This window comes from Microbispora hainanensis (assembly GCF_036186745.1).
In the GTDB taxonomy this organism is placed as follows: domain Bacteria; phylum Actinomycetota; class Actinomycetes; order Streptosporangiales; family Streptosporangiaceae; genus Microbispora.
The window spans coordinates 4,630,708-4,649,299 of record NZ_CP108086.1; the positions used below are offsets into that span (position 1 = coordinate 4,630,708).

At 72.1% G+C, this 18,592-nt stretch carries 15 protein-coding genes; 11 read left to right on the forward strand and 4 right to left on the reverse strand.

Annotated features, from left to right (window positions below; all coding sequences use genetic code 11):
• Positions 1 to 9: 9 nt before the first annotated feature.
• Positions 10 to 1,341: a sugar ABC transporter substrate-binding protein gene (locus tag OHB01_RS21680; protein WP_142650527.1), complete on the reverse strand. Its 1,332-nt coding sequence runs from the start codon at positions 1,339 to 1,341 to the stop codon at positions 10 to 12.
• 215 nt (positions 1,342 to 1,556) lie between these two features.
• Here OHB01_RS21680 and OHB01_RS21685 point away from each other — a divergent pair, with 215 nt between their 5' ends.
• Together OHB01_RS21685 and OHB01_RS21690 are read left to right on the forward strand one after the other, a co-directional pair.
• Entirely contained in the window at positions 1,557 to 2,732 is a 1,176-nt protein-coding gene (locus tag OHB01_RS21685) for an ROK family protein (protein WP_328853897.1), read from the forward strand.
• Positions 2,733 to 2,748: 16 nt separating this feature from the next.
• Complete coding sequence (locus tag OHB01_RS21690) at positions 2,749 to 3,432, forward strand: M15 family metallopeptidase (RefSeq protein ID WP_142650529.1); 684 nt, start codon at positions 2,749 to 2,751, stop codon at positions 3,430 to 3,432.
• On the opposite strand, the gene OHB01_RS21695 is transcribed toward OHB01_RS21690, so the two are convergent.
• Positions 3,411 to 4,490: a helix-turn-helix domain-containing protein gene (locus tag OHB01_RS21695; protein WP_328853898.1), complete on the reverse strand. Its 1,080-nt coding sequence runs from the start codon at positions 4,488 to 4,490 to the stop codon at positions 3,411 to 3,413. The genes OHB01_RS21690 and OHB01_RS21695 overlap by 22 nt on opposite strands.
• A gap of 85 nt (positions 4,491 to 4,575) precedes the next feature.
• Here OHB01_RS21695 and OHB01_RS21700 point away from each other — a divergent pair, with 85 nt between their 5' ends.
• Positions 4,576 to 5,913 (forward strand): MFS transporter, encoded by a 1,338-nt coding sequence (locus tag OHB01_RS21700; protein ID WP_328853899.1) that lies wholly within the window; start codon positions 4,576 to 4,578, stop codon positions 5,911 to 5,913.
• Positions 5,914 to 6,123: 210 nt separating this feature from the next.
• Here the strand turns inward: OHB01_RS21700 and OHB01_RS21705 are convergent, their stop codons facing one another.
• Complete coding sequence (locus tag OHB01_RS21705) at positions 6,124 to 11,673, reverse strand: Lhr family helicase (protein ID WP_419197546.1); 5,550 nt, start codon at positions 11,671 to 11,673, stop codon at positions 6,124 to 6,126.
• 155 nt (positions 11,674 to 11,828) lie between these two features.
• Between OHB01_RS21705 and OHB01_RS21710 the strand changes: the two genes are divergently transcribed.
• From OHB01_RS21710 to OHB01_RS21735, 6 genes are all read left to right on the forward strand, one after another.
• Positions 11,829 to 12,317 (forward strand): VOC family protein, encoded by a 489-nt coding sequence (locus tag OHB01_RS21710; protein ID WP_142650532.1) that lies wholly within the window; start codon positions 11,829 to 11,831, stop codon positions 12,315 to 12,317.
• Positions 12,318 to 12,393: 76 nt separating this feature from the next.
• Positions 12,394 to 12,588, forward strand: coding sequence for a DUF3046 domain-containing protein (locus tag OHB01_RS21715; protein ID WP_142650533.1), 195 nt, complete (start codon positions 12,394 to 12,396; stop codon positions 12,586 to 12,588).
• Positions 12,589 to 12,833: 245 nt separating this feature from the next.
• Entirely contained in the window at positions 12,834 to 13,211 is a 378-nt protein-coding gene (locus tag OHB01_RS21720; RefSeq protein WP_142650534.1) for a hypothetical protein, read from the forward strand.
• Positions 13,211 to 13,519, forward strand: coding sequence for a winged helix-turn-helix domain-containing protein (locus OHB01_RS21725; RefSeq protein WP_142650535.1), 309 nt, complete (start codon positions 13,211 to 13,213; stop codon positions 13,517 to 13,519). Before OHB01_RS21720 ends, OHB01_RS21725 begins: the two co-directional genes overlap by 1 nt.
• On the forward strand, positions 13,512 to 14,390 hold the full coding sequence (locus OHB01_RS21730; RefSeq protein ID WP_142650536.1) for an ABC transporter ATP-binding protein: 879 nt from the start codon (positions 13,512 to 13,514) through the stop codon (positions 14,388 to 14,390). The genes OHB01_RS21725 and OHB01_RS21730 overlap by 8 nt, the downstream gene beginning before the upstream one ends.
• Entirely contained in the window at positions 14,387 to 15,472 is a 1,086-nt protein-coding gene (locus OHB01_RS21735) for an ABC transporter permease (protein WP_142650537.1), read from the forward strand. The genes OHB01_RS21730 and OHB01_RS21735 overlap by 4 nt, the downstream gene beginning before the upstream one ends.
• A 142-nt stretch (positions 15,473 to 15,614) precedes the next feature.
• Here the strand turns inward: OHB01_RS21735 and OHB01_RS21740 are convergent, their stop codons facing one another.
• Positions 15,615 to 15,890: a hypothetical protein gene (locus tag OHB01_RS21740; RefSeq protein WP_142650538.1), complete on the reverse strand. Its 276-nt coding sequence runs from the start codon at positions 15,888 to 15,890 to the stop codon at positions 15,615 to 15,617.
• Between the two features lie 328 nt (positions 15,891 to 16,218).
• On the opposite strand from OHB01_RS21740, the gene recA reads away from it, so the two are divergent.
• Both recA and recX read left to right on the forward strand, forming a co-directional pair.
• A complete protein-coding gene (recA, locus tag OHB01_RS21745) occupies positions 16,219 to 17,319 on the forward strand; it encodes a recombinase RecA (protein WP_142650539.1) in 1,101 nt (366 codons plus the stop codon).
• 8 nt (positions 17,320 to 17,327) lie between these two features.
• Entirely contained in the window at positions 17,328 to 18,455 is a 1,128-nt protein-coding gene (gene recX / locus OHB01_RS21750; RefSeq protein WP_142650540.1) for a recombination regulator RecX, read from the forward strand.
• Positions 18,456 to 18,592: the final 137 nt, after the last annotated feature.

Below are 18,592 nucleotides of genomic sequence, written 5' to 3' on the forward strand. Positions count from 1 at the left end.
AGTCATGATCTACTGGTTGAGAATCGTCTCAAGCTCGGTGTTCGCGTCCGTCAGAGCCTGGTCGACGCTCTTCTTGCCCTCGATCACCTCACGCGCCGCGTTCTGCAGCACGGCCTTGGTGTCGTTGGCCTCCGCCCAGTTGGGGCTGGCCGGGAAGCCCTTGGCGACCTTGAAGGTGTCCGTGAACGGCTTCTGGGCGGGGTCGCTGCCCATCTCCTCCAGCGCGTCGGGGTAGAGCGGGAGCAGGCCGCCCTCCTTGGCGTACCGGACGCCGAACTCCTTGCCCGCGGCGAGCTTGACGTACTCGAGGGCGAGCTCGGGGTTCTTGGCGTCCTTCCAGACGGCGATGTCGTTGCCGCCCTGGAAGGCCGGGGCCGGACCGGAGCCGTCCTTGGCGGGCAGCGAGAAGAAGCCCATCTTCGACTCGTCGACCTTGCCCTTGCTCTGCTCCTTGATGGCCGCGATGTCCCAGCCGCCGGTGACGTACATGCCGACCTTGCCGGCGGCGAAGCGCTGGGCGATGTCGACGGAGTTCTGCGTCAGGCGGCCCTTGCCGGACACGCCGTCCTTGGCGACCAGGTCCGTGTAGAACTGGAAGCCCTCCTTGAAGCCCGGCTGGGTGAGCTGGCCCACCCACTTGCCGCCCTCGAACTTCGCGAAGTCACCGCCGGCCGACCAGACGAACGGCGACAGCGACATGTTCGCGTCGGAGCCGCCGTTGAAGGCGAAGCCGTCGACGTCCTTGCCCTGCTTGTCCACGATCGTCTTGGCCGCGGCGACCAGGTCGTCCCAGGTCTTGGGGACCTCGATGCCGAGCTTCTCGAACCAGTCCTTGCGGTAGAGCACGGCGCGGGTGCCGCCGCCCCACGGCACGGCGTAGATCTTGCCGTCGATCGTCTCGTAGCTCCACAGGTTCTGCGGAATCTGCTGGAGCTCGGGGTCGTTCTTGACGGCGTCGGTGATGTCGGTGAGCGCGTCCTGCGCCACCCAGGCGGCGACCTGGTCGTTGCCGAACTCGGTGACGTCCGGGCCCTCGCCGCCGGCGAGCGCGGTGGTCCACTTCTTCTGCGCGTCGGGCCAGGGGATCCACTGGACCTTCGCCTCGGCGCCCGTCTGCTCCTTGAACTTGGCGTTCAGGTCGTCCATGTACTTGGTGAAGACGTCGGTGGGGGCACCGAGTCGCCACACGGTAAGAGTCTGGCCGGCGAACTTCGGACCGCTCGCGGCGGCGGAGGCCGACGGGGCGGTCGTGCTTCCGGAGTCGTCGCTTCCGCAAGCGGCGAGTCCCAGGGCCAGGGCAGCGGTCGCGGTGGTTGCGACCGCGAGCTTCACGATCTTCACGATTGGTCTCTCCCTTCCCGGCTTCGCGTCGGGGGTGCGCCTCGTGGGGGGTGTCGGCGGGCCGCTCACCTGCTGGAAGGCGCTCTCCTTTCGGTCGGCGCTCTGGCGTCCCGAGGCTGATCGGTTGCCTCCGGGCTGGCTGGCGATAAACTAACAAGAAACTTTCTTATAAAAAAGACCGCGTTAGCGGATCGTGACGAGAGGGGAACCAGCCGGTGCCTCAACGACCGGGTACGCCTCGCCTGCTCCGGCAGATCAACGACCGCGCGGCATTGGAACTCCTCATCTCCAGAGGCCCGCTGACCAGGGCCGAGTTGGGAGAGCTTACCGGGCTGTCCAAGGTCACATCCGGCCAGCTCCTGGCCCGTCTGGAGACGCGCGGCCTGGTCACGGCCGCGGGGGAGCGCCCCGGCGGGCGCGGCCCCAACGCCGCCCTCTACGGCGTCAACCCCTCCAGCGCGTACGTCGCGGGGCTGGAGGTGCTGCCCGGCAGCGTCACGGCCGCCGTCGCGGACATCACCGGCACGGTCGTCGCCCAGGTGACCGTCGACCCGAGCGAGGCCGGCGACCCCGTGGGCCTGGTCCACGAGGCCGTCCAGCGGGCCTGCGGGACGGCCGGGATCGGGCTCACCCGGCTGCGCTGCTTCGTCATCGGCACGCGCGGCGTGGTCGACCCGCTCACCGGCGACGTGCGCTACTCGGTCGACCTGCCCGCCTGGCACGTCGGCATCCTCGCCGGGCTGCGCACGCTGCTCGGCGACAGCGTGATCATCGAGAACGACGTCAACCTCGCGGCGCTCGCGGAGCAGGCGTACGGCGCCGCGCGGGACGCCGACGACTTCGTGATCCTCTGGACCGGCGTCGGCCAGGGCCTCGGCGTCATGCTCGGCAACCGGCTGCACCGGGGCATCACGGGCGGCGCGGGCGAGATCGGCTGGCTGCCCGTCCCGGGCGAACCCCTGCCCAGCGCGGTCACCGCGCCGCAGACCGGTTCCTTCCAGCGCCTCGTCGGAGGAGAGGCGCTGTGGAACCTGGCCCGCGCGCACGGCCTCACCACCCCGGACACGCGGGACGCGGAGGTCGCCGACCTGGTCCGTACGGCCATCGACACAGGCAACGACGACTTCGTCGAAGACCTGGCGGGACGGCTCGCGGTCGGGGTCGCGGCGGTGTCCGTGGTCCTCGACCCGGGGCTCGTCGTGCTCGGCGGCGACGTGGGCAGGGCCGGCGGCGGTCATCTCGCGGAGCGCGTCGAGGAGGCGGTGGCGCGGGTGTGTCCGAGCCGTCCCACGGTGGTGGCGACCGGAGTGGAGGGCAATCCCGTTCTCATGGGTGCGATCGTCGCGGCATTGGACCGAGCACGTGAAGAGGTCTTTTCGGACACCGTCTGACGGTAGGTTGATGCCCATGTCCGACTTCTCGCGTGATCGCTCCGCCGTGCCCGCCCTCGACGAGGGTCCGGTGCTCATCTCCGACCCCCGCGTGACCTCGATCGAGGTGCACGAATGCGGGGAGAAACTGAGCGACGTGCGAGGGCGGCTGCGGGTGGACGAGCGGCTCGCCGACCCCGCCGGGGCCTACGCCCATCTGCGCGAGGGCCTGCTCGCCCGTCTGGAGGAGGCCCAGGACCTCCTGCCCGCCGGGTGCCATCTGGTGGTGGTCGAGGGCTATCGCCCGCCGTCGCTGCAGACGAAGTATTTCGAGGAGTACAAGGACGAACTGCGGGCGGCGTACCCCCGGCTGACGGAGGCGGAGCTGCACGTCGCCGCGAGCCGGTACGTCTCGCCGATCGAGGTGGCTCCGCACACCGCGGGCGCGGCCGTCGACCTCACGCTCTGTGACGACGACGGAGTGGAGCTCGACATGGGCACGGCGGTCAACGCCACCCCCGAGCAGAGCGGCGGCGCGTGCTACACCGCCGCCCCCGTGGGAGCCGAGGCGCGGCACAACCGCGACGTCCTGGGCGCCGCCCTGGAGGCGGCCGGGCTGGTCAACTACCCCACCGAGTGGTGGCATTGGTCGTACGGCGACCGCTACTGGGCCATGACCCGCCGCGCCCCCGCCGCCATCTACGGCCCCGTCGAGCTGTAGGGAATCCGGGCGGGCGCGCTCGTGGACACCGCCCGCCCGCTCTGGAACGTCCGGCGGTAGTCGGCCGGGGTCACGCCGACCGACCTGACGAAATGGTGCCGCAGGTTCCCGGCCGTGCCCATGCCGCACATCCGGCTGATCCGCTCGATCGGCAGATCGGTCGTCTCCAGGAGGTGCCGGGCCCGCGCGAGGCGCTGGGCGTGCAGCCATCGCAGCGGGGTCGTGCCGGTGGCCGCATGGAACCGCCGCACCAGCGTGCGCGCGCTGACCGATGCCCACGCGGCCATCTGCGCGACGGTGAGCTGCTCATGCAGGCGCTCCAGCGCCCACTGAAGGACGGGGGCCAGCCCGTCGTCACCGGAACGCGGCACCGGAGCCTCGATGTACTGCGCCTGCCCGCCGGGCCGATGCGCGGGCGTGACCATGCGCCGGGCGACCTGGTTGGCGACCTCGGCGCCGAGGTCGGTCCGGACGAGATGCAGGCACAGGTCGATCCCGGCGGTGCGTCCCGCGCTGGTGAGCACGTCGCCCTCGTCCACGTAGAGGACGGCGGGATCGACCCGGACGCGGGGATGACGCGCGCTGAGGATGCCGGTGTACATCCAGTGTGTGGTGGCCCGCCGCCCGTCGAGGAGCCCCGCTGCGGCCAGGACGAAGGCGCCCGTGCAGAGTGAGACGATCCGGGCGCCGTTCGCGTGCGCTTCACGTAGGGCTTCCGGCAGTCCCGATTCGGTGATGCCGGCCGCGCCGCCCGTGTCGTCCGCGTTGCGCGTGCCGCCCGTGCGGCCCACGTCGCCCGCGAGCACGGCGTCGGCCGAAATCGCGGGGACCACCACGGTGTCGGCCGTGGTGAGAGTGTGGAAGTCGTAGGGCGTGTGCAGCGCGAACCCGTTCTGCGTACGCGTCGTCCCGGGCCGGGCGGCGCACAGCCGCAGTTCATACCAGGGATCGGTGAGCTCGCGGCGGTCGGTTCCGAAGATCTCACAGGCGATGGACAGCTCGAACATCGGCATGTCCGCAATGACGGCGAGGGCCACGATGCCGGGAACGGCTCTCATGCGATCACCATAACGGCAGGATTTTGATGGATGGCGGCAGTTCTGCCACTCGTCCGCGCGCGGCGCCCCGGCGAACCTGATAGGCGTGAACAACGCGACTTCCACTGCTTCGTCGCCTGATCCGTCGGCTGCCGCGTCGCCCACTACGTCGCCCACTACGTCGCCCACTACGTCGCCCACTACGTCGCCTGCTTCGACGGCTGCCGCGTCGGCTGGTCCGTCGGCGAGACGGCAGGCGTCCGGGCCCGCGTTCGCGCTGACGGCGGGGGTCATCGGGCTCTGCCTCGCCGCGTCGGCCGTGCCGTCTCCGCTGTACAGGCTGTACGCGGTCCGATGGCATCTGCCGACCTCCACCGTGACCTTGATCTACGCCACGTACTGCCTGGGGGTGCTGGCCTCGCTGCTGGTCTTCGGCCGGGTCTCCGACACCTGGGGCCGCAGGCCGGTCGTCATGACGGGCCTGTCCGGCCTGCTCGTCGCGATGGGCCTGTTCGGGTTCGCGTCCGGCGCCGCCTGGCTGTTCGCCGCCCGCGCGGTGCAGGGGCTGGCCACCGGCATCGCGATCAGCGCGTCCGGCGCCGCCCTGCTGGAGTTGCGGCAGGGCCGCGATCCGGCCACGGCCAGTCTCGCCAACGTCGTCGCCAGCGCCCTGGGCGTCGGGGCCGGCGGTCTGCTCGGCGCGGTGCTCCTGCAGTTCGCGCCGGCACCGCTGGTCACCCCGTTCGTCGTGCTCGCCGTGCTGGTCGCCGTTCTGCTGCTGGGCATGACGACGGTCCCCGAGACCGTGCCACGGGTGTCACGCTCCGGGCTCCGGATCGCGACACCGGGCGTGCCACGGCAGATCCGCGCGCCGTTCGTCGTCGCGGGCCTCGCGATCACCTGCGCCTGGTCGATCATCGGCATCTACCTGGGACTCGCCGGCACGCTGGCCCCCGCTCTCCTCCACACCGCGAGCTCGCTCGCGGCCGGTCTGGCCATCCTGGCTCTGGGAGGCGCGTCGGCGGTGCCGCCCCTGGTCGCGCGGGCGCTGCCCCCGGCCGTCCAGATCGTCTGGGGGACGCTCGCGCTCATCGGGGGCATCGCGTCGATGGCGTGGTCGCTGTCCGCCGACAGCGCCGTGTTGTTCGTCGCGGCCAGCGTGGTGATCGGCATCGGCGTCGGCTTCGCGATGTTCGGCGCACTGCGCACCGTCGGTGCCGCCGCGCCGCCGGACGGCCGGGCTCGGGTCATGGCCGCCTTCTACATCGTCGCCTATGCCGCGATCTCGTTGCCCGCCGTCGCCGCGGGGTTCGTCGCACAGCGGCTGGGAGCGGAGGCGACGTTCCAGATCTTCGGCGCGGGCATCGTCGCCGTCTCGGTCGGCACCCTGCTGCCGGCCCTGGCGCGGCACCGTGCCCAGCATCGTGCCCAGCATCGTGCCTGACACAGTGCCTGACGGACACCGTGCGCCCAACGCCGTGCGCAGCACGGTGCCCGGCCGCGTGCCTGCGCCGTGCCCGGACGCGTTCCGGAGTTGCGCCGGGACTGTGCCAGGACCCGTGCCGGGCCGGAGCCCCGCCGGGCCACGGACGTGATCACGTTTGCTGGACGCGACGGACCCCGCCGAGTATCGCCCGGTGGGTCGGGCCCTCGGCTAGCTGCGGATGCGCAGGCCGCGTGGGGTGGGATGGAACCCGGCGGCTTCCAGGGCCTGCGCCAGGGGCGAGTCGGTGATGGCGGTGCCGTCCGCCCGCTCGACCGTCAGCTTCCCCAGGGCCCCCCGCTTCACGGCGACGGCCAGGGCCTGCACGGCCGGCCGCAGGTCCTCCTCGGGCCCGTACGAGAGCAGGGTCTTCCCGCCGCGCTCCACGTAGAGGATCAGCGTGCCCTCCACCAGCACCACCAGCGCGCCCGCCTTGCGGCCCGGCTTGTGGGCCACGTCGTCGGCGCGGTCCGGCCAGGGCAGGGCCGCGCCGTAGGGGTTGGCCGGGTCGGTCGCCGCGAGCACGACCGCACGGCGGGGCGGCGGCGGGGCGGGGATCGACCACAGGTCCTCGGCCGGATCGGGGCGTGTGGACGACTGCGCGGAGGACCGTGTGGATGACATGGCGCGCATGCGGTCGACCGCGCCCGGCAGGGCGAACTGGGCGCCGCCCAGACCTTCGACGAAGTAGCCCCGGCGGCACCGGCCGCTCTCCTCGAACGCGCGCAGCACCTGGTAGACGGCGGAGAAGCCGCCGGGCAGGCGTTCGGCGGTGATGCCGCCCCGCGTCAGCACGCCGTGCCGCTCCAGCAGGACCTCGGCCTGGGCGTGGGCCCGCTGAGTGCCGTCGGCCGACGGTGCGGGCAGCAGCCACCATCGGCCGCTCACGGTCGGCGGGCCGCTTCTCGTCGGCAGCACCGCGCGGTGGCGCCTGGTCGCCGGTGGCCGGTGGGCGGGCCGCCCGGTGCCCAGCGTCGAGCGAAGCGGGGCGAGCGTGTCGCCGGTGATCCGGCCGGCCCAGACAAGGTCCCACAGGGCCGCCGCCAGCGTCGTATCGTCCGGCGCTGCGTTCCCGGGTGTGACACCCCGTGCGGTGTCCCCGGGCGTGGTATCCGCCGCCGCGTTTCCAGGCCTGACATCCGGTGTCGTGCTCGCGGGTGCGCCACCCGGCGTCGCACGGCCGGGTGTGACACCCCGCTCGGTGTCCCCGCGCACGGTACCCGCCGCCGCGTTTCCAGGCGTGACGTCCGGTGTCGTGTTCGCGGGTGTGACCCCCGGCGTCGGGCCGATGGCTCCCGGCTGCGGGGCGCCGGTGGCGCGGCCGAGGATTCTGGCCCGGCGGGCCGAGGCGGCGTCAGGGCCGGACAGAGGCGGCACCGCATCGCCGAGCGCCGCCGCCGCGATCCGGTTGGACAGCTCGCGGAAGAACAGCGCGCCGCCCCCGCTCAGGATCTCCAGGATCTGCTCGTGCAGCGGAGTCATGCTGATCTCCGACGGCTCGGGGAGCAGCAGGGGCGCGGTGTCGGCGAAGTAGAGACCGACCCATCCGTCGCCGCCGGGCAGGGACCCCTGGCCCACCCAGACGACCTCTCCTGACGAGGTCAGTTCGTCGAGGAGCGCGGGGGAGTATCCGGGCACCCGCGCGGGGAGCACCAGCGACTCCAGCGCGGAAGCGGGGACGGCCGCCCCCTGCAACCGTTCGATCGCCGTGATCAGCGCGTCCATGGCCCGCGCCGAGCCGTGGCCCTGGCCGCCGTGGGCGCCGGGCTCCGCGAGCCCGGTCCCGCCGCCGGCCTGCCAGCCGCCCGGTCCGCTCTGCGAGCCACCAGCCTGCGCGCCGCCGCCCTGCCGACCTCCGGCGTGCCAGCCCTCAGCCTGCCCGCCGCCGGTCCCACCCTGCCGGCCGCCGCCCTGGCCGCCGGGTCCGCGCTGTGCGCCGCCGGTCTGGCCGGCGCTGGTCCCGCCTTGCCAGCCGCCGGGTCCGCCTTGCCAACTGCCGCCCTGGCCGCTGCCGGCCGGTGCGCCGCTCTGCGGGACGATGCCGTGCCAGGCGGGCAGGAACGCCGCCAGCGTCTCCGGAGGGACCGGCTCGACCTCCTTGCGGAGCCGCGCCAGCGACCGCCGCCGCAGCAGCCGCAGCACCCCGGCGTCACACCACTCCTCGCCCCGGCCGCCGGGGCGGAACTCGCCCGCGACCACCCTGCCCGCCGCCGCGAGACGGCGCAGCGCCTCGTCCACCACCGCCACGCCCACACCGAAGCGCGCGGCGGCCGTGCCGGAGGCGAACGGCCCACGAGTGCGGGCGTGGCGCGCGACCAGGTCGCCGAGCGGATCGGGGGCGGCGGCCCGGCCCGCCGCGCCGGACCCACCCCCGAGGGGCGCTTCGAGGAACTCATGCGGGACGCCCACCGGCAACGGCACCCCGAGCGCGTCGCGCAGCCGCCAGGCGTCCTCCACCGCGGCCCATTGCTCGTGGCCCGCCACGCGCACCCGGATGGCCCTGCGCGCCCGCTCCAGGTCGGCGAGCCAGCCGGGGTCTCCCTCACGGATCGAGACGTCCTGGGCGAGCAGCGGGCCGTGCGAGCGCAGCAGGTCGGCGAGGTCCTCGGCGTCGCGCAGCGGCCTGTCCAGCCGCGCCAGCTCGCGCTCGGTCTCGGCCACGACATCCGGATCGAGCAGTTCCCGCAGGTCGGCCTGTCCCATGAGCTCGGCGAGGAGCGCGGTGTCGAGGGCGAGCGCCTGCGCCCGCCGTTCGGCCAGCGGCGCGTCACCCTCGTACATGAACGCGCCGATGTAGTTGAACAGCAGCGACGCCGCGAACGGGGACGCCTGGGAGGTCTCCACCTCGACCACCCGCACCCGGCGGGCGGCCACGTCGCGCATGAGCTCCACCAGGCCCGGCACGTCGAAGACGTCCTGCAGGCACTCGCGCATCGTCTCCAGCACCACCGGGAACCCGGCGTACTTGCTCGCGACGCCGAGCAGGTGGGCCGCACGCTGGCGCTGCTGCCACAGCGGGCTGCGCCTGCCGGGCGAGCGGCGGGGCAGCAGGAGGGCGCGTCCGGCGCACTCACGGAACCGGGAGGCGAACAGAGCCGAGCCCCCCAGCTCCTCGATCACGATCTCCTCGATCTCCTCGGCGTCGAACACCGCGACGTCGGTCGGCGCGTCCTCGAAGGTGTCGGGCACGCGCAGCACGATGCCGTCGTCGGAGTGGACGGCCTGAACGTCGATGCCGTACCGCTCGCGCAGCCGCCGCCCGATGGCCAGCGCCCAGGGGGCGTGGACCCGCGCCCCGAAGGGGGAGTGGATCACCACGCGCCAGTCGCCCAGCTCGTCGCGGAACCGCTCGACCACGAGCGTGCGGTCGTCGGGCACATAGCCCGTCGCCTCCCGCTGCTCGGCGAGGTAGGCGAGCAAATTGCCCACGGCGTAGTCGTCGAGCCCCGCCGCGCGGATGCGCTCGCGCACCTTCGCCGGGTCGCCCCGGCCGCCCGCCCCGGCGGCGGACAGCTCGCGGAGGAACGCGCCGATCGCCCGGCCGAGCTCGGCGGGCCGGCCCGGCGTGTCGCCGTGCCAGAACGGCAGCTTGCCCGGTTGCCCGGGAGCGGGGGAGACCAGCACCCGGTCGGCGGTGATGTCCTCGATCCGCCACGAGGTCGCGCCCAGCACGAACACGTCGCCGACGCGGGACTCGTAGACCATCTCCTCGTCCAGCTCGCCCACGCGCGACGCCTTCTCGCCCACCAGGAACACGCCGAACAGCCCGCGGTCGGGGATGGTGCCCCCGTTGGTCACCGCCAGGCGCTGGGCCCCGGGACGGCCCTGGAGGGTGCCCGTCACCCTGTCCCAGACGATGCGCGGCCGCAGTTCGGCGAACTCCTCGCTCGGGTAGCGCCCGGCGAGCATGTCGAGCGTCGCCTCCAGCGCGCTGCGCGGCAGCGTGGCGTACGGCGCGGCCCGGCGCACCAGCGTCTCCAGCGAGTCGACGGTCCACTCGTCTAGTGCGGTCATCGCGACGATCTGCTGGGCGAGCACGTCGAGGGGGTTGCGCGGATAGCGGATCTCCTCGATCTGCCCCGCGCGCATGCGCTCGGCCACGACGGCCGTCTGGACCAGGTCACCCCGATACTTGGGGAAGATCACGCCACGGGACACGGCCCCGACCTGGTGTCCGGCGCGGCCGATGCGCTGCAGGCCGCTCGCCACGCTGGGCGGCGCCTCGACACAGGCCACCAGATCGACCGAGCCCATGTCGATGCCCAGCTCCAGGCTGGAGGTGGCGACCACGGCGGGCAGGCGGCCCGACTTCAGCGCCTCCTCGATCTGGGACCGCTCCTCCTTGGAGACGGAGCCGTGATGCGCGCGCACCACCTCGGGGATCACGCCGCCCGAGGCCCCCGCCTGGGCCATCAGCTCCGACGGCATGGCCGCCTGGCCGGTCCGCCGGACGTCCCCGCGGGGCGGCTCAGGCCACGAGGCGTCCGCGTGCTCGGTGTCCCCGTGCGCGGTGTTCCCGTGCGCGGTGTTCCCGTTCGCGGTGTCCGCGTGCGCGGTGTCCGAGGGGTGAGCATCGGGGTCTTCGCGCAGACCCGACCATCGCGCGTGCAACTCCTCGAAGGCGTCCGACCAGTGGGCCGGATCCCCCGGGCTCGGACTGTCGCCCGGCGCGGGTGCGGTGCGCCGTTCCCAGGCGAGCTCGTTGAGCCGGGTGCACAGACGCTCCGACAGACGCCGCGAGTTGGCGAAGACGATCGTGGACCGATGGGCCTCGATCAGGTCGAGAAGGTGCTCCTCGACATGCGGCCAGATGCTTCTGCGGTGCTCCGGCGACTCGCCGTCGGCGCCGGGCGGAGGCGGTGCCAGCTCGGTCATGTCCTCGACCGGCACCACGACGTCGACCTCGATGACCTTCTCGGAGGGCGGCTGCACGACCGTGGCCGGACGGGACCCGCCGAGGAACGTCGCCACCTCCTCGACCGGCCGTACGGTCGCCGACAGGCCGATGCGCTGGGCCGGAGCGGGCAGCAGGGCGTCGAGCCGCTCCAGGGTCAGCGCGAGGTGCGCCCCGCGCTTGGTCCCCGCGACGGCGTGGACCTCGTCCACGATCACGGTCTCGACGCCGCGCAGCGCCTCGCGCGCCTGCGAGGTGAGGATCAGGAACAGGGATTCGGGCGTCGTGATCAGGATGTCGGACGGCCGGGCCGCGAAACGACGCCGTTCCTCGGCCGCGGTGTCTCCGGAACGGATCGCAACCGAGATGTCGGGGGCGGGCAGGCCCATCCGCAGCGCCGTCTGCCGGATGCCCGTGAGCGGAGCCCGAAGGTTCCGCTCGACGTCCACCGCGAGAGCCTTCAGCGGGGAGACGTACACGACCCGGCAGGGCCGGGGCGGCCCCGCGTCGCCCTTCCGGCCGCGTCGCGCACCGCGGCGGCCGCCTGGCCCCCGCGCCTCGGCCCCCGGCGAGGAAGGACGGTCCGCCTCGGCTCCCGGCGAAGCCGGGCCCGTCGTGTGCTCGACGGCGAGGCGATCGACGGCCCAGAGGAAGGCGGCGAGCGTCTTGCCCGACCCGGTGGGCGCGACCACGAGCGTGTTCTCACCGCGCGCGATCGACGACCACGCGCCCTCCTGCGCGGCGGTCGGCGTCGCGAAGGCGCCGGTGAACCACTCCCTGGTCACCGGGCTGAATCCGTCGAGCGCACCCACCTGCCCATCATGCATCGCCCCACCGACAGAAAACGCCGCACCGCCATCCCGCCGCCGGGCGACGGGCATCGCCGGGAGCGGAGCGCGCCGGAACGGAGGAGACGGCGAACGCGGCTGCTCCCTTTACGCGTCTGGTACGAGATGCTGCTGTCGGGACATGCTTCCTCAGTATGGAAATCGACTACGCGGCCATCGAGGCGGAGCGCGCGCGGATTCGCGAACGCTACCTGAGCGAGCGCCGTGCCCCCAGCAGCGCAAGGGGTCTGCACCACTTCGCACTGATCTCGTCCGACGTCGAGCGGACCATCCGCTTCTACCAGGAGCTCCTCGAGTTCCCGCTGACCGAGATCTTCGAGAACCGCGACTACCGCGGGTCCAACCACTTCTTCTTCGACATCGGCAACGGCAACCTGCTGGCTTTCTTCGACCTCCCCGGCCTCGACCTGGAGCCGTACAAGGAGGTTCTCGGCGGGCTCCACCACATCGCGATCTCCGTGGAGCGGGCGACGTGGGAGCGCCTGCGCGGCAAGCTCGACGCCGCCGGGGTGCCCTACCAGGTGGAGAGCGGCGCCTCGATCTACTTCCGCGACCCGGACGGCGCGCGCCTGGAACTGCTCGCCGATCCCCTGGGCGAGATGTACGGCTCCCGCGTCATGTGACCCCGTCTCCCGACAGCGGGGTGGAAGGCGCCCGCGGCCCGGACGAGCATCCGGGCCGCGGCGTCATACTGAACGCATGCGCCTCACAGACTTCTGGAACAGGATGCGCCGCCACTTCGGTGAGGCGTACGCGGAGTCGTGGGCGAAGGACTACGTGATCTCCGGGCTCGGCGGGCGTACGGTCGAGCAGGCCCTCGCGGAGGGCGTGGCGGCCAAGCGGGTCTGGCAGGCCGTCTGCCAGGAGGTCGACGTGGACCCCAGGCTGCGCTGATTCCTCTCTCCTTCTGAGCGGCGGGCCGCGCGGGCGTTGTCGCTCCGTGGCGGCCTCCGTCCCGCGCCGCGGCGGTGTGGTCCCGCCACACGCCGATTCGTCCATGCCCCATGCCTTCCGTCGCCTATGGCAATCACTTGAACGACGGTTGAGTGCTTGCTAGCGTGTTGACTGGATGAACACGGAGGAAGGGCATGACCGGAGATCACTTCAGTCCCGATGAGGCGCTTCAGGAGATAGGGCGCGTGGATCGGCAGGTCAGGCATTCATCGCGCGGGCCCGGGCGGGCATACCTGCTCGTGGGACTGGCCACGATGCTCTACTGGCCGGCGATGTTCCTCGGTGGCCGGCCGCTGCCGATGCTCGCCGGGGTCGGGTGGATCATCCTGACGGTCGCCCTGTGCGTGTACTGGGCCCGGCTGCGGGTGCACAACCGGCTGCTGAAGCAGATCAACAGGCCGATCTCGGCCGCGTACGTGGTGACGATGATGGTGCCGTTCGTCGTCGGCATGTGCCTGCGTCCCGACCGGCCCGATACGGGCTGGACGGTGGTGCTCGTCGCGCTGTCGGTGCTCGCCGGGCTGCCCCTGGTGTACGGCGGACTCCGCCTGATGAGGAGCTGATGAGAGTCCATCCACGCCACGAGCTCGACGAGATCATCCACGCGCCGGTGCGGCTGTCGATCATGGCGGCCCTGGCGGCGGCGGACAAGGCCGACTTCCGCTTCCTCCGCGACACCATCGAGGTCAGCGACTCGCTGCTCAGCAAGCACATCCTCACGCTCGAAGAGGCCGGCTACGTCCACGTGGAGAAGACCTTCGTCGGCAAGCGGGCGCGCACCTGGCTCTCGCTGACCGATCAGGGGCGTGCGGCCTTCGAGACCTACATGGACGTTCTGCGACGGATTGTGGAGGCAACCCCCCGTGCTTGAAATCGACGGCCTGCGCAAACGCTATGGAGACAAGACCGCCCTCGACGGGGTGGGCTTCGCCGTACGGCCGGGCGAGATGTTCGGGTTCGTCGGCGCCAACGGCGCGGGCAAGACGACGACGATGCGGATCGTCATGGGCGTGCTCGACGCCGACTCCGGCGAGGTGCGCCTCGGCGGTCGCCCCCTGACGTACGACGACCGCCGGACGTTCGGCTACATGCCGGAGGAGCGCGGCCTCTACCAGAAGATGAAGGTCGCCGAGCAGATCGAATACTTCGGCAGGCTCCACGGGCTCGCCCCGGCCGCCGCGCGCTCGGCCACCGACGCCCTGATCGAACGGCTCGGCCTGGTCGAGCGGCGCGACGACGCCGTGGAGGCGCTGTCGCTCGGCAACCAGCAGCGGGTGCAGCTCGCGGTCGCGCTCGTCCACGAACCGGCGGTCCTGATCCTCGACGAGCCGTTCTCGGGCCTCGACCCGCTGGCGGTCGACGCGCTCGCGGAGGTGCTCAAGGACCGCGCCGCCGCGGGCGTGCCGGTGATCTTCTCCAGTCACCAGCTCGACCTGGTCGAACAGCTCTGCGACTCGGTCGGCATCATCTCGGCGGGCCGGATGGTGGCGTACGGACCGGTCGGCGAGCTGCGCGAGCGGGAGGGCCGCGGGGTGCTGCGGGTCGTGGTCAGGGACGCCGCGCCCGGCTGGGCCGACGGCCTGCCCGGCGAGCTCACCCGCGAGGGCGACCGCGACGTCCTGCTGTGCGACGAGGGCGACGACCAGGACATCCTGCGTACGGCGATGGGAGCCGGCCGGGTCGAGCACTTCGGCCGCAGGCAGCCGACGCTGGCCGAGATCTTCAGGGAGGCGGTGGCATGAACGGCCTGTGGCTGGTGGCCCAGCGGGAGATCCGCACGCGCATCAGGACGAAGTCGTACCTGATCAGTCTGGCGGTCAGCGCGGTCCTGGTGGCGGCGCTCGCGTTCCTGCCGAAGGTCCTGGGTGGCGACGACACCTACGACGTCGGCGTGGTGGGCGAGGCGCCCCCGCCCGCTGCCCAACTCGCGTACTCCCGGCTGCCGGACGAGGCGGCGGCGCGGAAGGCCGTGGTCGACGGGGACCTCGACGCGGCCCTGATCAATGGAAACAAGGTCCTCGCGAACGGCGAACTCGACCAGCGGCTGGGACTGATCCTGGAGAGCGCCCACCGCGACGCGCAGATCAAGGCGGCCGGTCTCACGATCACGCCGCTGACGGTGGAGTCGGTCGGCGCCGACGCCCGCTATCAGGGTGTGCGCACCGGCATCGCCACCCTGATCGTGATGGTGCTGTTCTTCCTACTCATCTACTCCTCGATGTTCGTCGCGATGGGCGTGGTCGAGGAGAAGGGCAGCCGCATCGTGGAGATCCTGCTCACCTCGGTGCGTCCCTGGCAGCTCCTGGGCGGAAAGATCGTCGGGCTGGGGGCGCTGGGGCTGGTCAACCTTGTCGTGGTCATCGCCGCCGGTCTGTCGGCGTCGTCCGCGACCGGCTTCACGGCCGACCTGCCGCCCGGAATGGGGGGAATCGTGGTCAGCGCGGTCGTCTGGTTCGTGCTGGGCTACGCCTTCTTCTCGGCGCTCGCCGCCGCCTTCGGCTCCCTGGTGTCGCGGCAGGAGGAGCTCAACAGCGTCCTGACGCCGATGACCATGCTCATGATGTTCACCTACCTGACGGCCTACTTCGCCGCCGTCGAGCCGACGGGCACGGTCGCGCGCGTGCTGTCGTTCGTGCCGCCGTTCTCCTCGATGGTCATGCCCGTCCGTACGGCGGCCGTCGACGTGCCGCTGGTGGAGATCCTCATCGCCGCGGTGCTCATGGTCGTGGCCGTGGTGGCCGTCCTGCTGGGCGCGGCCCGCGTCTATCAGCGGGCGGTGCTCCGCACCGGCGCCCGGGTGAAGCTGGGCGAGGTCGTCCGCTGACGGCAGGGTGAACCCGTTCGCTGGTGGCAGGGCGAGGTCCTTCGCTGGTGGCAGGGCGAGGTCGTTCGCTCCCGGCGGGGGGTGAGGCGTTCTCTGACGGCGGGGGCGAGGCGTTCGCTCCCGGCGGGGCGCGGACGGAGGATCATGGGGGCCGGGAGAGGGCCTGACCGATCAGCTCGGCCGCACGGCCGGGGTCGTCGGCGCTCTCCTGGCCGCCCGGAGCCCACAGGAACATCCATCCTTCCCCGGAGGGCGTCGCGAAGACGATCGTCTGCCTGCCGGTGCCGGGGTGCCGGACGGACAGGACCGGATCGTCCGTGCCGAGCAGCCGCGCGGAAAGACCCTGCCCGGACAGTCGCGCCGCGAGCGCCTCAAGGCGGGCCAGACGCTGTCGGCTGTAGTCGCCGGTGCCCGTCACGTAGCCCCTCCAGCGGGGAGATCCAGCTTCGCTACAAGAATCGTCGCAGGTCAGCGCGCTGACAACCACGGCAGGGTAAGGCCCGGGAATGTAACGGCACGGTTGGGACGCCGTTCGTCCCCGGCTCGGCCGCGGTTCCGCATGTGATCGAACAGTCGTTCGGCTATATTGGACTGGTCGCCGCCGGGGTGCGCGCCGTCAGGTCGCCGGGGCGCGACAGGCTCCCGGCCCACCTCTCGGGGCGGTGTGCGGGAAGCTCCGGAAAATGTCGGTGGCACCCCGTAGCTTTTCGGTGACCGAGCAGACGACACCCTTCAGGGGGCACCCAATGGCAATCAACGACCGCGAGAAGGCCCTTGAGACCGCCCTCGCGCAAATCGAGCGGCAGTTCGGCAAGGGCAGTGTCATGCGCCTCGGAGACGAGGCGCGTGCCCCGATCGAGGTCATCCCCACCGGTTCGATCGCTCTCGACGTCGCCCTCGGCATCGGCGGCTATCCCCGCGGCCGGATCGTCGAGGTGTACGGCCCAGAGTCCTCCGGTAAGACGACGGTCGCCCTGCACGCCGTGGCCAACGCCCAGAAGGGCGGCGGCATCGCCGCGTTCATCGACGCCGAGCACGCCCTCGACCCCGAGTACGCCAAGAAGCTGGGCGTCGACGTCGACGCGTTGCTCGTCTCCCAGCCGGACACCGGTGAGCAGGCGCTGGAGATCGCGGACATGCTGATCCGCTCCGGCGCCGTCGACATCATCGTGATCGACTCGGTGGCGGCCCTCGTGCCGAAGGCCGAGATCGAGGGCGAGATGGGCGACAGCCACGTCGGTCTCCAGGCCCGCCTGATGTCGCAGGCCCTGCGCAAGATCGCCGGTGCGCTGAACCAGACCCGGACCACCGCCATCTTCATCAACCAGCTCCGCGAGAAGATCGGTGTCATGTTCGGCAGCCCCGAGACCACCACGGGTGGCAAGGCGCTGAAGTTCTACGCGTCGGTGCGGCTGGACGCGCGCAGGATCGAGACGCTCAAGGACGGCACCGAGCCGGTCGGCAACCGGACCCGGGTGAAGGTCGTCAAGAACAAGATGGCCCCGCCCTTCCGCCAGGCCGACTTCGACATCCTGTACGGCGTAGGCATCTCCCGCGAGGGTGGGCTGATCGACATGGGCGTCGAGCACGGGTTCGTGCGCAAGGCCGGCGCCTGGTACACGTACGAGGGCGACCAGCTCGGGCAGGGCAAGGAGAACGCCCGCAACTTCCTCAAGAACAACCCCGACATCGCCAACGAGATCGAGAAGAAGATCAAGGAGAAGCTCGGAGTCGGGCCGCGGCTCGACACGCCGAGCGAGCCCCCCGCAGCCCCGGCGACGCCGGCCGCCCCCACCTCCGGCCGGGGCAGCAAGGCGGCCAGTGCGCCCAAGCCGGGTGACGTCTGAGCGCAGGCATGAGGCGCGACGAGCCCCCTGGCCCGGACGGCGAGATCGGGCCGGGGGACTGGAACTCGGGACCCTGGGCGCCGGCCGAAGAGCCGCAGAGGCCCGCTGAGGACGTCTCCGCGACGATCGCCGCCCTCCGCGAGCAGATCCGGCGCGCGGAAAGCGGGCGTACGGACGGCGGGCGTGCGGAGACCGGGCGTGCGGGCAACGCGCGTACGGAGACCGGGCGTGCGGAAAACGGGCGTTCGAGGATCGGCGGGCAGGAGATCGGCCGCGAGGCGAGCGGGCGGGCGGAGGCGGGCCAGGAAGCCGGCCCTGTCGGCCGCCGACGCCAGGGACGTGGCCGCACGCGCGGAGACCGGGCAAGGCTGCAAGAGCCGGGCGCACGGGGAGACCGGCCCGCGCCGGGAGACTGGGCGAGCCCGGGGGAGTCGGCCGCGCCGGGACGCCGGGCAGGCCGTGGAGATTGGGCAGGCTCGGAGGGACCGGGCGTGCCGGGAGACCTGGCAGGCCGTGGAGATTGGGCCGGCTTGGGGGAGCCGGGCACGCCGGGACGCCGGGGGAAGCGTAGGAGGTCCGACGGGTGGCTTCCTGACGGGCCGGAGGAGGGCACCGCGGCGAGCGCGGGGCCGCCGGCCGACCCGGAGGCGGTGGCCAGGGCCATCTGCCTGAGGCTGCTCACGATGGCCCCCAAGACCCGGGCTCAGCTAGCGGACGCCCTGCGTAAGCGGGACGTGCCCGAGGATGCGGCGAACGCCGTGCTTGAGCGGTTCTCCGAGGTCGGGCTCATCGACGACAAGGCGTTCGCCGCCGCGTGGGTGAGCTCCCGGCACACCGGTCGCGGGCTGGCCCGCCGCGCGCTCGCGCAGGAACTGCGGCAGCGTGGCGTGGCCGAGGAGACGGTCAAGGACGCCGTCGGGCAGCTTGATCCGGACGAGGAGGCCGAGACCGCACGCAGGCTCGTCGACCGGAAGCTGGCCGCCACCCGTGGGGTGGAGCCGCAGGCTCGCATGCGACGATTGGTCGGCATGCTGGCCCGCAAGGGCTACTCGCCGGGGCTGGCTTTCCGCGTGGTCCGAGAGGCGATCGAGGCCGAAGGCAGCCCGTCAGATGGGCTTCCGGAGACCTTCGAGTGAGCCATCGCACCACGCAAAAGTCACTTGACAGGGCATCTTTGCTTGCTCGTTACCTCTCTGACGCTTAATCTCGACCGCAGTGAGGAGTTACTCCGCGCAGCGCGGATTGCCATAACGGTGAACCACGACGGACGAGA